This is a genomic window from Chitinophaga sp. ARDCPP14 (assembly GCF_051362515.1).
Classification (GTDB): domain Bacteria; phylum Bacteroidota; class Bacteroidia; order Chitinophagales; family Chitinophagaceae; genus Chitinophaga.
On the sequence record NZ_JBKIXB010000001.1, the window covers coordinates 272,283 to 285,881 of the forward strand.

The 13,599-nt window shown below is 48.4% G+C and carries 15 protein-coding genes; 5 read left to right on the plus strand and 10 right to left on the minus strand.

Going from position 1 to position 13,599, the window contains the following annotated elements; all coding sequences use genetic code 11:
* Positions 1-14: 14 nt before the first annotated feature.
* The gene (locus tag ACLHR0_RS01040; RefSeq protein WP_436484287.1) at positions 15-860 is read left to right on the plus strand and encodes a dienelactone hydrolase family protein; all 846 of its coding nucleotides are present in this window, start codon (positions 15-17) and stop codon (positions 858-860) included.
* Between the two features lie 39 nt (positions 861-899).
* Here the strand turns inward: ACLHR0_RS01040 and ACLHR0_RS01045 are convergent, their stop codons facing one another.
* From ACLHR0_RS01045 to ACLHR0_RS01070, 6 genes are all read right to left on the minus strand, one after another.
* Entirely contained in the window at positions 900-1,922 is a 1,023-nt protein-coding gene (locus ACLHR0_RS01045; RefSeq protein ID WP_370909876.1) for a sugar phosphate isomerase/epimerase family protein, read from the minus strand.
* 254 nt (positions 1,923-2,176) lie between these two features.
* A complete protein-coding gene (locus ACLHR0_RS01050) occupies positions 2,177-3,055 on the minus strand; it encodes an alpha/beta hydrolase (protein ID WP_370909875.1) in 879 nt (292 codons plus the stop codon).
* Positions 3,056-3,092: 37 nt separating this feature from the next.
* The gene (locus ACLHR0_RS01055; protein ID WP_370909874.1) at positions 3,093-3,683 is read right to left on the minus strand and encodes a TetR/AcrR family transcriptional regulator; all 591 of its coding nucleotides are present in this window, start codon (positions 3,681-3,683) and stop codon (positions 3,093-3,095) included.
* Between the two features lie 267 nt (positions 3,684-3,950).
* Entirely contained in the window at positions 3,951-4,649 is a 699-nt protein-coding gene (locus ACLHR0_RS01060) for a LytR/AlgR family response regulator transcription factor (protein ID WP_429045682.1), read from the minus strand.
* 34 nt (positions 4,650-4,683) lie between these two features.
* Positions 4,684-5,868, minus strand: a complete 1,185-nt coding sequence (locus ACLHR0_RS01065) for a DUF4407 domain-containing protein (RefSeq protein WP_436484288.1) — start codon at positions 5,866-5,868, stop codon at positions 4,684-4,686.
* Positions 5,869-5,872: 4 nt separating this feature from the next.
* Entirely contained in the window at positions 5,873-7,384 is a 1,512-nt protein-coding gene (locus ACLHR0_RS01070) for a sensor histidine kinase (protein ID WP_370909871.1), read from the minus strand.
* Positions 7,385-7,541: 157 nt separating this feature from the next.
* Between ACLHR0_RS01070 and ACLHR0_RS01075 the strand changes: the two genes are divergently transcribed.
* The 3 genes from ACLHR0_RS01075 to ACLHR0_RS01085 all read left to right on the plus strand — a co-directional run bounded on the left by ACLHR0_RS01075 (position 7,542) and on the right by ACLHR0_RS01085 (position 10,507).
* Positions 7,542-7,952, plus strand: coding sequence for a Dabb family protein (locus tag ACLHR0_RS01075; protein ID WP_370909870.1), 411 nt, complete (start codon positions 7,542-7,544; stop codon positions 7,950-7,952).
* Between the two features lie 9 nt (positions 7,953-7,961).
* On the plus strand, positions 7,962-8,465 hold the full coding sequence (locus ACLHR0_RS01080; RefSeq protein WP_429045678.1) for a DinB family protein: 504 nt from the start codon (positions 7,962-7,964) through the stop codon (positions 8,463-8,465).
* Between the two features lie 68 nt (positions 8,466-8,533).
* Positions 8,534-10,507, plus strand: a complete 1,974-nt coding sequence (locus tag ACLHR0_RS01085) for a gamma-glutamyltransferase family protein (protein WP_436484289.1) — start codon at positions 8,534-8,536, stop codon at positions 10,505-10,507.
* Here the strand turns inward: ACLHR0_RS01085 and ACLHR0_RS01090 are convergent.
* The 4 genes from ACLHR0_RS01090 to ACLHR0_RS01105 all read right to left on the minus strand — a co-directional run bounded on the left by ACLHR0_RS01090 (position 10,489) and on the right by ACLHR0_RS01105 (position 12,701).
* A complete protein-coding gene (locus ACLHR0_RS01090; RefSeq protein ID WP_436484290.1) occupies positions 10,489-11,211 on the minus strand; it encodes a hypothetical protein in 723 nt (240 codons plus the stop codon). The two genes, ACLHR0_RS01085 and ACLHR0_RS01090, sit on opposite strands and share 19 nt — an antisense overlap.
* 77 nt (positions 11,212-11,288) lie before the next feature.
* Positions 11,289-11,657 carry a winged helix-turn-helix transcriptional regulator gene (locus ACLHR0_RS01095; RefSeq protein WP_429045673.1) on the minus strand — a complete coding sequence of 123 codons (369 nt, stop codon included), beginning with the start codon at positions 11,655-11,657 and terminating at the stop codon, positions 11,289-11,291.
* Positions 11,658-11,678: 21 nt separating this feature from the next.
* Positions 11,679-12,191 (minus strand): hypothetical protein, encoded by a 513-nt coding sequence (locus ACLHR0_RS01100; protein ID WP_429045671.1) that lies wholly within the window; start codon positions 12,189-12,191, stop codon positions 11,679-11,681.
* A gap of 18 nt (positions 12,192-12,209) precedes the next feature.
* Positions 12,210-12,701: a DUF4240 domain-containing protein gene (locus ACLHR0_RS01105; RefSeq protein ID WP_370909864.1), complete on the minus strand. Its 492-nt coding sequence runs from the start codon at positions 12,699-12,701 to the stop codon at positions 12,210-12,212.
* A 239-nt stretch (positions 12,702-12,940) separates the two neighbouring features.
* Here ACLHR0_RS01105 and ACLHR0_RS01110 point away from each other — a divergent pair, with 239 nt between their 5' ends.
* On the plus strand, positions 12,941-13,540 hold the full coding sequence (locus ACLHR0_RS01110) for an RNA polymerase sigma factor (RefSeq protein ID WP_429061172.1): 600 nt from the start codon (positions 12,941-12,943) through the stop codon (positions 13,538-13,540).
* Positions 13,541-13,599 lie beyond the last annotated feature (59 nt).

Here is a 13,599-nt window from a genome sequence, read left to right on the forward strand (position 1 = left end):
CAAAATTAACTGTCATGAAAACACTAACTTTCTCAACCGGTTGTTTACTGATGGCTGTGAGTGCTTTTTCCCAAACGGCGCCCTGCTGCCATACAGATGCCATCACTGAATTTGCTGCACTGGCCAGCCAGGAAGAATTCCGCATGGCGCACAAAGATCCGCTGCCATTTACCTACCAGGGAACTACGGGCGCTGCCATCACCTTTCCTGCTACAGATGGAACACCTGCGCACGGCTTTCTGTTCAAAGCCAAAGAAACCTCCGGTAAATACCTGTTGGTGTACCAGGAATGGTATGGCGTTAACGACTACATCAAAAAGCAATCGGAACAGCTGTACAACGACCTCGGAGGCAAAGTAAATGTGCTGGCAGTGGATATGTATGATCAGAAAATAGCTACCAACCGCGAAGATGCTGCTAAATTAATGCAGGGAGCTTCCAGGGAAAGATTACAGGCCATTATGCAGGGCGCCATTAACTACGCCGGGAAAACGGCTAAAATAGCTTCTATTGGCTGGTGCTTCGGCGGCGGACTCTCTTTGCAATCGGGTTTACTGGCTGGGCCTCAAAACGCAGGCGTAGTGATGTATTATGGCATGCCTGAAAAAGATGTGAATAAACTAAAAACCCTGCAGGGACCCGTGCTGGGATTTTTCGGTAATAAAGACAAAGGCATTAACCCCCAGGTGGTGGATGAATTTGAGAAAAACATGCAGGAAGCAGGTAAAACGCTCACGGTTAAACGTTATGATGCGGCGCATGGCTTTGCCAATCCGAGCAATCCCATTTTCGACAGCGCCGCTACTGCGGATGCATATAGTCATGTGGTGCCATTCCTGAAGAAAATATTTTCATTGTAAGTGTTAAGCGGAGGGAATGTTCCCTCCGCTCAACTATTTTTATTTGCCGCCGAGCCTCAGCAGCAATTCTTTTGTTTTCCTGATACCTTCTTCTTCGGATAATTTTTCGCCTTCGTACTCAATACCCATGAAACCATTAAAGCCGGCGTCCTTCACTGTTTTGAGGATACGGGTATAGTCGATGGTTACTTCATTGCCGTTGGCATCGAAGTCGTATGTTTTTGCGCTCACGCCCTTTGCAAAGGGCATGAGCTCTGCCACTCCTTTATACCGGTCGTATTCTTCGAGGCAGGTGGTTTTAGCCCAGGCTTCCGGTGTATTGCTTTCCGGTTTGCTGCGTTTAATGCAGAAGTTACCAAGATCCGGCAGGGTACCGCAATTAGGCATGTTCACGGTTTTCATTACGCCGCTCAGCCATTCGCCGTTGGATGACATGCCGCCGTGGTTTTCCACGATCACGTTGATGTCGTGTTCCTTTCCAAAGGTGGCCAGTTTAGTGAGGCCATCCGCCGCCGCTTTGGCCACTTCTTCCGGAGTGCCTTCTCCCGCTGCGTTTACACGGATAGCATGACAACCCAGGAACTTCGCTGCTTCTACCCACTTGTAATGATTTTCAACTGCCTTCATTCTCTTCTTCACATCCAGGTCGCCCATTTCACCTTCCCCGTCGCACATAATGAGTACGCTGCGAACGCCCAGGTCGTCGGCGCGTTTCTTCATTTCTGTGAGGTAGGCCTGATCCTTTGCTTTGTCTTTGAAGAACTGGTTCACGTATTCAATGCCTTCAATGCCAAATTCATTCTTTGCGCGGGAAGCAAAATCGAGGTGATTCATTTTACCGGCAAACAACGCTTTATGGAAGGACCATTCCGCCAATGAGATCTTAAAGAAAAGTTCGCGGGCAGTGGCTTCACCGGGTTTGGCAGCTGCGGCGCTGTCGCCTTCACTTTTAGTGGATTTCCCCTCATTACAGGCGGCCAGTATAGCGGGCAACATTCCCATTCCCATGGTGTACACGCCCATTTGACGCAGGAACTGCCTGCGGTTGTTAACATTACTCATATACGTGGGTTTTAAAGTTCATTCTCCTAAAATATTCATTTACACGGGGGAAAGCAAGTTAAAACGTATAAATTTTAAGAGAAGAAAAAAAAGAGCAGTTGAAAAGGGAAGATGATCGCAGGCCGCTGCTATAGGCAGACTGCCTTAGCGGGAGATATAAATACAGATAGCTCGCCACGCTGATAAAAATCAGCGTATAACCGTGACAGTTACTCCTGCCTATTTTTAATTCCGGTTTCTTGTTGAATACCTTTTTATTTTATGTCATCCGCCAATACAGCCAGGACTCCCTGCAACACCGCTTCGTGCCGCATGATGCGGAAATGGCCATCACCGGTGATGCGGAGCGATTGTATGGCCGGGTATTGCTGCAGGTAGTCATCTATTTCCGTGGCTTTTGCAAGGGTATCGGTTGTATCATAAGCCATCCATATTTTATCGGCTTTGATATGATTGATATAGCGGTGCAGGTCCATTTCAGCAAGATCTTCTTTCAGTCTTTGCCGGATCAGTTGCTGCAGCACGGGCATTACCACCGGGTGGATACGGAACAGGCGGAGTGCTTCATTAAAAAACACGGGAGCGCTCAATGCCGTGCTGAGCATCAGCAGGCGGGGCACGTGTACATTTTTGCGGGAGAGTGTGAGTGCGGCATTGAGTCCGCCGAACGAATGGCCAACGATAGCGTGCAGGGGTCCTTCCTGTTGCATCACCTGTTCCAGTACATGCATCCATTGTACCAGGTTGGTGCGTTTGCCCCCGGAGAGGCCGTGTGCCGGCCCATCGTAGGATACCACCTGGTAGCCCTGTTGCACCAGTGAGCTGATGAGTTGTTTAAAATGGAGGGGGCTGCCACCCCAACCGTGGAGCAGTAATACTTTGGGGCCTGTGGTTCCCCATCGGTAGGTGGTTACTTTCAGGGGAGCGTTATCAAACGGATAGCTGGTTACCTGCAAATGTTGCAATACCGCCTGATCGCGGAACTGCTGATGTACCGGCCGGAGCTTCAATGCGGGCGGTGTGCAGTACAGCCGGTAAAACAGTTTGGCCGTGGTAACCGGGAACGGGCGGCTCATGGCGGATAATATCGCGCCGGTCATCCGCAGTGACAATGGTAAAACCTGGTGTTGCATTATAGACCGATTGGTTTATTTTTAGAACAAAAAAAAGTTAAAGAGAATGCTGCCTGATTTCTTCTCTTAACGCTTCCAATACCACGAGCATTTGTTTATTATGTCCGAGCACGCTGCTTACGAGTATAGCGCCTTCCAGCATGGTAAACATCCGGATAGCAAATTTCCGTTCGTCCCAGTCTTTTTCAAACTCGCCATGCTCCTTGCCATACTGCACCATTTTAGCGATGCGCGACTGGTAATAGAGCACCAGCTCACTCACCTTTCTTTTCAGCCCCGGATTAGTATCATCCGCCTCGACGCCGAAGTTGAGCATCGGGCAACCGCCGGCGATCTTTTGTTCCTCCGGGTAGCGGGCATAATACTGAAACAGCGCCTCAAATTTCCCGGCCGAAGTATTAGCCGTGGCCGTCACCTGCCGCAGGTTCAGCTTCTCCTCTTCAGCGATATAATCGAACACCTCCATCACTATTTCCTCTTTGGAGGAAAAGTTCCCGTACACGCCGCCCTTCGCCAACCTGGTGGCTTTGAGGATGTCACTGATAGAAGTACCGGCCACCCCCTTTTTATTGAAAATAGGAGCGGCTTTTTCTATGATGAACTGGCGCGTTTTTTCTGCTTTACCCATGTGAGGACCAAATTAGACCAATTGGTCCATTCCAACAAATATTTCTCCCGCGCGGATTTTGTCTTTCTCAGGATTACGCTGATTTTACTGATTACCTGGATTTTTACTTTTGGATTTTTTTTGATTTTTAGATTTTTATTAAACAATAGTTAAGGGAGATAAAAGCGAATATCCGCTTCTATCTCCCTTAATCCTTTATAAAATCCCAAAGTAAAAATCCAGGTAATCAGTAAAATCAGCGTAATCCTGAGAAAGACAACATCCGCGTTAGAAATTGAAGATGCGTTCAATCGCAGGCGCATAGGCCGCCCCAATGGGGATGGGAATGTTTTTGATGTAAAGGGAGTTGCGGTCGGCGCGTTCAATTTTTTTATTGGCTACAATGTAGGAGCGGTGCACACGGGTGAAGGAGCCGATGGGCAGCAGGTCTACCGCTTCCTGCATGGAAAGGCGGGAGATGAGCTTGCGGTCGGTGAGGATGAAGTTCACATAGTTGCCGGCGCTTTCAAGGTAAAGGATATCATCGAGTACAATACGGAATTGTTCGTAGCCGCTTTTCACGAAGATGTAGTCTGTTTGTTCCTTGCCTGGGGCGGGGCCATTTTGTTGCTTCAGTTGCAGCAGGTTATTGGCTTTGTTGCAGGCTTTCATGAAACGTATCAGGGAAAAGGGTTTGAGCAGGTAATCGATCGCGTCGAGCTCAAAGCTTTTCACCGCATGTTCTGAATAGGCGGTCGTAAAAACCGTCATGGGCGGATGAGGGAGACTGGATAAAAAATCCAATCCGGATATATCCGGCATTTTGATATCCAGGAAGAGCAGGTCTACTTTTTCTTTGCTGAGAAAGTCGATGGCTTCAAAAGCATTGGTAAAAAAACCCTTCATTTCCAGGAAGGGAACCTTGGCAGCGTGATTTTTGATAACAGCCAGCGCCACCGGTTCATCATCTATCGCAATAGCAGTCATCTTTGGCTATTTTACGGGTAAGCAATACAGGGATCTAACTAATTTTGCCGAGCAATAATCTCCGGGCTTGCTGCCAGAGATTCTGGTACTGGCCGTTTTCGCGGCTTTGCCACTCTTTTACGAGGGCGTCGGCCTGTTCGCGGCGCAGGTCGCGGGTAGATTCAAACAGGTGGTCCACCGTTTCCTTGTCGGCTGCCAGTGCGGCGGCCTGGTAGTGTTCCATTAATTCCTGGCTGGTATCTGTTTGCAGCCTTGCGGAGGCTACGCCCTGGGCGGTGGCGGCAGCCAGCTTTTCATCGTATTCTCCTTTGGGCATCAGTATTTTGCTGAGCAACGGCATTACTTCAATGAGGGTAATGATAAATACAATGAGGCGATAACGTTGTTTTACCGGCGGATGCGTTTCGGTGAGCTCATTCAGGGCTTCTATCTGTGCCAGGAATCCGTTGGTGAGGGTACCGACATATACGGATTCTTTCACGCTGTCGACGCTGTGCATACGGGCCATTTGTGCCTGCAGCTGTTGCTGCTGCGGCTCCCAGGCTCTTTGCATGGCCTGCAGCTCCTCTTCTGATTTGAGGTAAGCCGATTTTTTTACGCGGGCAATGTCCGACTCTCCTATTCTGCCGGAGCCACCGGTGCCATCGGTTTCTTTGATATAACCATCTTTATATACTTTCAGCTCCGCGGTTTTTTGCGCCAGCTGCTGTTTGCCCTGATCAAGGGATTGCTGCAGGGTGGCCATCTGGCCGGCATTGAGCTTTACCAGCTGCGCCCGGTAGGCATCGAGCTTTGCCTGCTTGCCAAGTTCCAGCTGGGTATCAATATCTTTCTTAAATAACATTAACACCACCGGCTGGGAAATAAACAAACCTATGGTAACGGCGAGGACTAAACGAAATATTACCGGCATCACTTTTATGTTGCCGTTGGTACGGGACATGGCAGCGATGAGGGTACGGTCGACCGATAAAATAGCGAAGCCAAAAAACAGCGCCAATCCGGCCACCACCATGTCATCGTTTACGATGGTGGAAAAGAAATAGCCCCACGACAGCGTAGCAAACATCCACGTAACCAATACTGATACACCAATGATCCGGTACCGCTCTTTCTCGGTTTTACACTCCTGCAAAACATCGGCATCAGCAGCGGCCAGCCACCACAAAAAGCGCGTCATGCCATCAGGCCCGGGTACCACTTCTTCTTCTTTTTTCATTTACTTATTTATTAACATCAATAGTCAGATGGATAAAAAACTCAGTAGCCGTGTGACGGATACTCAGCTCGTGCCGGTGCGGATACAATAAATTTAGTCTTTCTTTTACATTATTCAAACCAATGCCCATTCCCTCCCTTTCCGGATCATTTTCCGGGCGGGGATGCACACTGTTATACACATCAAAGAAGATCTGATCAGTCGTACAGCTCAGGGAAATCACGATGCGAGAGCGATGCCGCAGGCTGATCCCGTGCTTAAACGCATTTTCCACGAAAGGGATCAGCAACATCGGCGCAATTTCATGCTGGCATTGGCTTTCATCTATATTTACCTCTATCAGGATATCGGGCGATGACAATACGCGCAGGCGTTGCAGGGCGATATAATTTTGCAGGTAAGCCACTTCCTTATCCAGTGGAATTTTTTCCAGGTGGTTATCATGTAGCATAAACCGCATCATATCACCCAGTTTCTGGATGCCTTCGCTGGTGCGGGCAGCCTCTTCCTGGAGGGCGGTTCCATACAGCGTGTTAAGGGCATTGAATAAAAAGTGCGGATTGATCTGGGAACGGAGGAAGTCGAGGTTGGCAGTGGAATGCCCGAGCGCCTTTTTCAGCGTTACCACCGTGTTCACCTGCTTCCGGCGGCTTTTAAACAACAGCCAGCAAACAGGCAGTACAATGCCTGCCGATACCGCGATGCCGATAAAAGCCAGCGCCACAAACCAACCGCCGTCGCGGTGCACCAGTGCGCGGCATATCAGCGCCAGCAACACGTTGCTTCCCAGGATGGTGAAAACAATATCCCGGATCAGGAGGCTTTTATTCCGGTGAGTGTCCTCGAAAGCGGGAAATACCTGGTAACGGAGAATAAAGAACACGGCAATCTGCGAAGGACCAAAGAAAAAGATCATCAGCGCCATATCCCGGGAATCGGAGAACGACAAACAAAACAATACCACAAATACGCCGGCAGCCCAGCAAATTTCTGTGAGCATCTGCCTGAAAGCCATATCCGTTGCAATGCGCGGATACAGCATACTCACCAGCGCTTTCCGGAAATAATAATATGCCACATACAGCACGCCGGAAAAGACCGTAGTAATGAAAGCTGTCTTTGCAAAATACATATGCGCCCCCCGCACCGTGTCATATACGCCTAACAGGTAGCCGTTGTAATAGGAGTTGGCGACCATCATCATCGCGAAATAAAACAACCCTACCGGGATCAGCAGCAATATGCCACCCAGCCATTTTCCCTTCTCCAGGAACTCCGGTACAATGACAAAGTTCACCAGCAGGAAACTCACATATACCAGTGTAACCCGTCCCATTGAGGGCAGCAGGTAATGAATGTAATAATCGAATACCTGGTGGTAAGTGTCGAATTTTCTACCATAGATGTCCTGCAATTCAAATACGTTATACACAATGCTGGGATATAGGATCGAAAACATCAGCAACACAAAAATGGCGGTTACGATGCCAAATTCAATTTTCTTAAATTGATTCATAAGGTTGATGTATTTAGGGCAATAATAGCATTTGTTGCCATGCAGCAGGGGCAAAATGGGATGAAAGTAGTGTAATCCGGTATGAAATGGGCTTTGACAGTAAGAATTATAATAAATCGGTAATCTTTATTATTTTCATCGCCTCAACAAGCCCGATATGAGCACTTCCAACAGACGTAAATTTTTAGGAACCGCAGCAGCGCTTGCCGCTGGTACTGCCGCTGCCGCAGCAATCCCCTCAACAAATATGGAAAAGAAATACCCGATTGTGCATCATGTGTTCTTCTGGCTGAAGAACCCGGATTCCAAAGAAGACCGCGACAAACTGGTGGCCGGTGTAAAAACCCTGTCGAAAATTGAAACCGTTCGTGACCTGCGTGTAGGCGTGGTAGCGAGTACCGAAAAACGCGATGTTGTGGATAACAGCTGGGGCGTATCAGAGCTGATCTTTTTCAGTGATCTCGCCGGACAGGCCACCTATCAAACCCACCCCATACACCTGGAGTTTATTAAAAACTGTAGTCATTTATGGGAGAAAGTAATCGTTTATGATGCCGTAGAGGTATAAAAAAATATCATGGCAACGGAATACTGGATGAGCGGGCCGGTAGAAAACATACCGGCATTATTGCAACCCGTGGCGCATGCGTTATTGCAGGCCAACCAGGAAATAAATACCCTGATGCAGGATTTCCCGGAAACACTTTTATGGGAAAAACCGGCGGGACTGGCCTCGCCGGGATATCATCTTCAGCATGTGAGCGGTGTGCTCGACCGGCTGTTTACCTACGCCAGGGCGGAAGCGCTCAGTCAGCAGCAATTTGCCGCCCTGGCCGGTGAAGGTAATCCAGGCGCCACCCTCCACGATTTGCTGGATCATTTCAATGCACAGGTACATCAATCGCTGATGCAATTGTCGGCCACCCCGGAAAACACCCTCACCGATTTCCGGGGCGTGGGCAGAAAACAACTCCCCTCCACCGTATTGGGATTACTATTTCATGCTGCGGAACACACCATGCGGCATACCGGGCAACTACTGGTTACGGTAAAAGTACTGCTGGAAATGCATGCCCGTTGAAAGCAGAGAAGCATTACCCTTCATGTAAATCCGGATTGTTTTTATCCGTAAAACTATAAATTAGCCCTATGAAACGCTTATTCCTCCTTTCCCTCGTGTTGGGTTGTTATACCGGCATGCAGGCACAGCAAACGCAGAAACCACCTTTACACGGCAAAAACTGGATGGCCGTAACCGGCAAGCCACTGGCTGCAACAGCCGGCGCCATGATCTTCCAGCAACACGGCAACGCCGTGGATGCCGCCTGCGCTATGCTTGCCGCTACCTGTACCATGTGGGATGTGCTCAGCTGGGGCGGAGAAACACAGGCACTCATATACAATCCGAAAACAGGAAAAGTAATTGCCATCAATGCCCTGGGCGTGGCGCCTACAGGCGCTACTCCCGCCTTTTATAAAGGAAAAGGATACGACTTCCCACCTGAATACGGTCCCCTGGCAGCAGTAACACCGGGAACTGCAGGTGGGTTGTGCTACATGCTGGCAGAATATGGCACTCTCAGTTTAAAACAGGTATTAGCGCCCGCCATGGAAATGGCCGCCGGCTACCCGATAGAAGCACAAACCGCCAATAGTATTGAACGCGGGAAAAAATATATCAACGAATGGCCTTACAGCAAAGCTGTTTTCCTGACACATCCCGGCGAAAAAAGAGAAGCCCCGGAGGCAGGAGAAATTTTTGTGCAGAAAGACCTCCTCGCTACCCTCACCAAAATGGTTGAAGCCGAGCAGGAAGCACTGCGTAAGCATAAAAGCCGGAAAGAAGCCATTATGGCGGCATACGACCGCTTCTACAAAGGCGACATTGCGAAGGAATTTGTGCGTGGCTGCCAGGAGCAGGGCGGCCTGATCACCCTGGAAGACCTGGCCCGCTGGAAGCCGGTGGAAGAAGAACCGCTGCATATTAATTACAAAGGCATAGAGGTGTACAAACTGCAGGAATGGACGCAGGGACCTATGCTGCTGCAAAGCCTGAACATCCTGGAAAATTTTAACCTGAAATCGATGGGGTATAACTCCACTGAATATATTCATACGTTGTATCAAACCATGAACCTCACTTTTGCGGACCGTGATTTTTATTACGGCGATCCTGCGTTCAATACCAATCCTGCTATCAAAGGATTGCTGAGCAAAGAATACGGCAAGGCGAGAGCGAAACAGATGAATCTTGCGCAAAATGATGCCAATGCAGGACCGGGCGATCCCTATCCTTTCATGGGCAAAACCAATCCTTACCTGCATTTCCTGGAGGAGCGCAAGCAGCTGACAGATACCAGCAACGGCCGCAAGCCCGGCGGATTTGTTCCCAAACATGACGCCACTATGCTGCAGCATGGAAATGCGGACCAGCAATATGCTGCCAATGCCTTGTCAACAGAGGGAGATCTAAATCAGCTGTATGCCGGCAATACACCCGACAGCGCCTATATGGACCGGCTGTGGCGCGGCACCACCAGCGTAGAAGCAGCAGATAAAGACGGCTGGGTAGTATCTATCACGCCCAGCGGCGGTTGGCTGCCTGCCTGTATTGCCGGTAAAACGGGTATAGGAATGAGCCAGCGGGCGCAGAGTTTTGTATTGGATTCTGCCATTTGCCCTTTTAATGTAATTGCGCCCGGTAAACGTCCGCGGGTAACGCTTACGCCTTCGATGGCGTTGAAAGACGGCAAGCCTTTCCTGGCTTTTGGTGTGCAAGGTGGCGATACGCAGGACCAGAACCTGTTGCAGTTTTTCCTGAACGTGGTGGAATTTGGGATGACCGTGCAGCAGGCTACAGAAGCCGCGAATATCAATACCAACCAGTTGTGGTTGTCGTTAGGCGGTACTACCATCAAAGACAGGGAGCCGCGGCCGGGAAGCATTCTGCTCAATAATAATACCTCCGAAAAAACACGCAAAGCCCTGGAGCAAATGGGTTATCACCTCACTTTCGGAGAGCGTACCAGCGGCCCCATAAACGCCATTTACATGGATCGTGTACACGGCAGTTTATGGGGTGGCAGCAGTAATCATGGAGAAGATTATGGAATAGGGTGGTAAGTAAATTGCTCCCGGGTCCATACTTCATGAATAGGATCTCCTTTTGAGCTTTTGCCGCTGTGGTCCCAGTTGTTGCCGTTTACGCTGCCTTTAAAAGACAGTTCAGCGCCAATACGGGAGCTATCGCGGGAAAAGAACTCGATTTTTTCGGTGTAGGTACCGTTATCAAAAGTATAGGTACCTCCACCGGAACCAAAGAACTCGCCTGTTTCCTGGTTGATGGCGACCCATTGAAAGCGGGTGCCCGTCAGTATTTTCATGGTGCGCCTCGCACTGTTGGGAATGGGTGTCATCTTACCTTCTCTTTCCCGTGAAGTAATTTGCCAGCTGCCGGCCAACGGGCCGGTGCCATCGTCGATACGCGTCCACTCCTGTTTTCCACCACCGGGACTGCTGGTGATCAGCTGCCCGTTTTCCATGCCTACCGGCACGGTTGTTTTTTGCCCTACCTGCGAGGCATTGGCCGTGTTAAAAAGAATGGCTACATCTACCTGCGTGTCACCCGCCTGTTTCCAGGTTCCTCCATATGAAGCAATGAAACGCTGGTTATTGTAATCGGTGACTGTAAACCAGTTGGGCGTAATCAGCAACACGCTGGTTACATCGCCGGTCGCTGATTTCCAGGCGCCTAAGGGTGAGTCTTGTGCGCTGAGTATACCCAGGCAGGAACAGCATAACGTAAATAACAGGAGTAGTTTTTTCATAACATAGCATTTGTGTACTTAAGATAAGCAAACAAACGCAGTAATTAAGCGGTTTCTCCCTGTGGTATGAACACGTTTTATTTATACAGATGCTGGTCCTGTATATAATCAACACCCTGTTTTTTGAGATAAGCGATTCCCCATTCGCTGACAAATTCATACAGGGGAGCCAGTGATTTTCCTTCGGTGGATAAGTAGTATTCCACGCGGTATGGCTTTTGGGTAATCACATTCTTTTCAATCAGCTTATCGCGTTCCAGTTCTTTAAGCTGCTGGCTAAGCATCTTTTCTGAGATGCCCGGCAGGTTATCTCTTATTTCAGCGTAACTTTTTTTAGTAAAGTAATGCAGGTGGAAGAGGATTAACAGTTTCCATTTCCCTCCAATAAATCCGAGTGTTACATCTACCGGGCAGGTGTATGTTTTATTGTTCAGTGTGATCATCATCAACCGTGTAAAGTGGTTTCGCTATGCTTCTTCCAGTACGCGCTTCAGGATATTCAGGTACCCGATATGTTGTTCCGCATAGGAACTGCTTTCGGAGAGCTGTGCCCAGGCAATTTGCCGTTCAAGGGCGATATTGATCACCGGCTTATTGGCTTCTTCAATTACGCCTTCATCTGCCAGCTGGCCAAAGCCGGCGGCAATTACTGAAGCATCCAATGTGAAAATAAAGTGCTGGTCATCAAAAGCAGGATCTTCTTTCATACGTATGATCAGATCCCGGTCCAGCAGCGTTTCGTTATACTCTTCAAAGGCCATTTCCCCTACCGATTCGATGGTCCATTTTAAGCATTCAATGGTAGGCGTGGAAGGATATTCCCGGCGCCATTCCCGGAATGAGGCAAGCCCGGTGTCTCCTTCATCTGATCCGAAAGGGGCCAGTTCATCAGCGGGATCCCAGAAAAAGTCTTCAGGTATCAGGGCAATAGCTCGTGCATGTGCATGATCTTTATCTATGCCATAGATTTCGTCCTTCATAAGATATGTTGTTTTAAATTACGCTTTACCCCACCCATCGGCATTTGAGCAGGTTTCGATGCCATGCCTTGTATACCGCTCAAATTCTTCTCCAAATAATTCCTGGTATACCATATACCCGATAAATCCTACAATTTCTGCTTCTGCATCGCAGGTGGCTTTTGAAGGATTTTCGTCGATCATTTCATAGTACGTTTTCCCCATTCCTACAATAAAACACCTGCAATAAAGGAAACCGTCATCTGATCCATCGGTATATGCATGGATATCTTCCCGGTCGATCTGAAATAATTTTTCCTCCATGATGTGATTAAACCCTGTCAGCTCTTCCTTATCCAATTGGAGCAGGATATCCCGGATATTATTGGTAATAACGCCGTATACTTCCCCGGTCAGGTCTTCGATCAATACCGCATCATTGGTTTTCAATGCTGTATTGCGCATATCCCGTAATGCCGGGGATGCAGCCCACGCTTCTTCAATAATCTGCCAGAATTTAAATTCATTCATAAGAGTAGCAATTAATGATCATTAAGAATTAACTGTAAGATATACATAGGAAACGCAGTGTAAATGCGTAGTAAAAAAAGCGGTCAGTGATCCGGTATCCCTTGAAAATACACAATAATTTTCTTTCTTTTCTACCCATCTGCTAAAACTTTCCTCCTGTATAAATTATTTTATTATTAATTCCCTGTCCCCTAAATTTACCGGGTTATTGTTTTTGTGAGGGTACAAAACTTCCAGCTTTGCCAGACATTTCCCTGAATGACGAACATGATTTGCTGCAGAAAGTTGCCATGGGTGACGGGGATGCGTATACCATCCTGTTCAGGCATTACAGCGGACAGGTGTATGATGTGGCCATGCTTTACCTGAGAGACAGCAGCCTGGCCAGGGAAATTGTACAGGAAGTTTTTATGAAGGTATGGCTGAAAAAAGCCGATATGTCCCACATAAAACAGTTTAAAGATTACCTGTTTATCCTTACCCGCAACCATATTTACGACGGCTTCAAAAAGCAGCTGGTAAGGCTGAAAGCCTACGATTTCCATCTGAAAAACCAGCCGGAAGCACAGAATGATACCGATCACCTGTTGCTGCAACGGGAATACGACGCCATCCTGGACAAAGCCGTGTCCGGTCTGCCTCCGGAGCGAAAAAAGGTGTACCTCGCCCGTAAACAGGGCTGGAGCAACGAGGAAATTTCCCAACAGCTCAATATATCAGTACATACCGTTAAAAAGCAAATGAGCCTTGCTATGCACGCTGTACGGGCTTTTGTAAAGTCCAGGCTGCAAAATGATATCGTTCCCTTCCTCCTGTTTTTAATCCTCTTCCGCAAATAACATCTTCCCCGAAAAAAAAATTTCATCCCGGATACTCCTTTTTTACCGGTTGATCGTCT

Coding starts and splice junctions, on each gene's coding strand:
- ACLHR0_RS01085 (WP_436484289.1), top strand. CDS start 8,534: ATGAAACGCTTATTCCTCCTTTCCCTCGTGTTGGGTTGTTATACCGGC.
- ACLHR0_RS01105 (WP_370909864.1), bottom strand. CDS start 12,701: ATGAATGAATTTAAATTCTGGCAGATTATTGAAGAAGCGTGGGCTGCA.
- ACLHR0_RS01065 (WP_436484288.1), bottom strand. CDS start 5,868: ATGAAAAAAGAAGAAGAAGTGGTACCCGGGCCTGATGGCATGACGCGC.
- ACLHR0_RS01050 (WP_370909875.1), bottom strand. CDS start 3,055: ATGCAACACCAGGTTTTACCATTGTCACTGCGGATGACCGGCGCGATA.
- ACLHR0_RS01075 (WP_370909870.1), top strand. CDS start 7,542: ATGAGCACTTCCAACAGACGTAAATTTTTAGGAACCGCAGCAGCGCTT.
- ACLHR0_RS01080 (WP_429045678.1), top strand. CDS start 7,962: ATGGCAACGGAATACTGGATGAGCGGGCCGGTAGAAAACATACCGGCA.
- ACLHR0_RS01040 (WP_436484287.1), top strand. CDS start 15: ATGAAAACACTAACTTTCTCAACCGGTTGTTTACTGATGGCTGTGAGT.
- ACLHR0_RS01090 (WP_436484290.1), bottom strand. CDS start 11,211: ATGAAAAAACTACTCCTGTTATTTACGTTATGCTGTTCCTGCCTGGGT.
- ACLHR0_RS01095 (WP_429045673.1), bottom strand. CDS start 11,657: ATGATGATCACACTGAACAATAAAACATACACCTGCCCGGTAGATGTA.
- ACLHR0_RS01045 (WP_370909876.1), bottom strand. CDS start 1,922: ATGAGTAATGTTAACAACCGCAGGCAGTTCCTGCGTCAAATGGGCGTG.
- ACLHR0_RS01055 (WP_370909874.1), bottom strand. CDS start 3,683: ATGGGTAAAGCAGAAAAAACGCGCCAGTTCATCATAGAAAAAGCCGCT.
- ACLHR0_RS01100 (WP_429045671.1), bottom strand. CDS start 12,191: ATGAAGGACGAAATCTATGGCATAGATAAAGATCATGCACATGCACGA.
- ACLHR0_RS01070 (WP_370909871.1), bottom strand. CDS start 7,384: ATGAATCAATTTAAGAAAATTGAATTTGGCATCGTAACCGCCATTTTT.
- ACLHR0_RS01060 (WP_429045682.1), bottom strand. CDS start 4,649: ATGACTGCTATTGCGATAGATGATGAACCGGTGGCGCTGGCTGTTATC.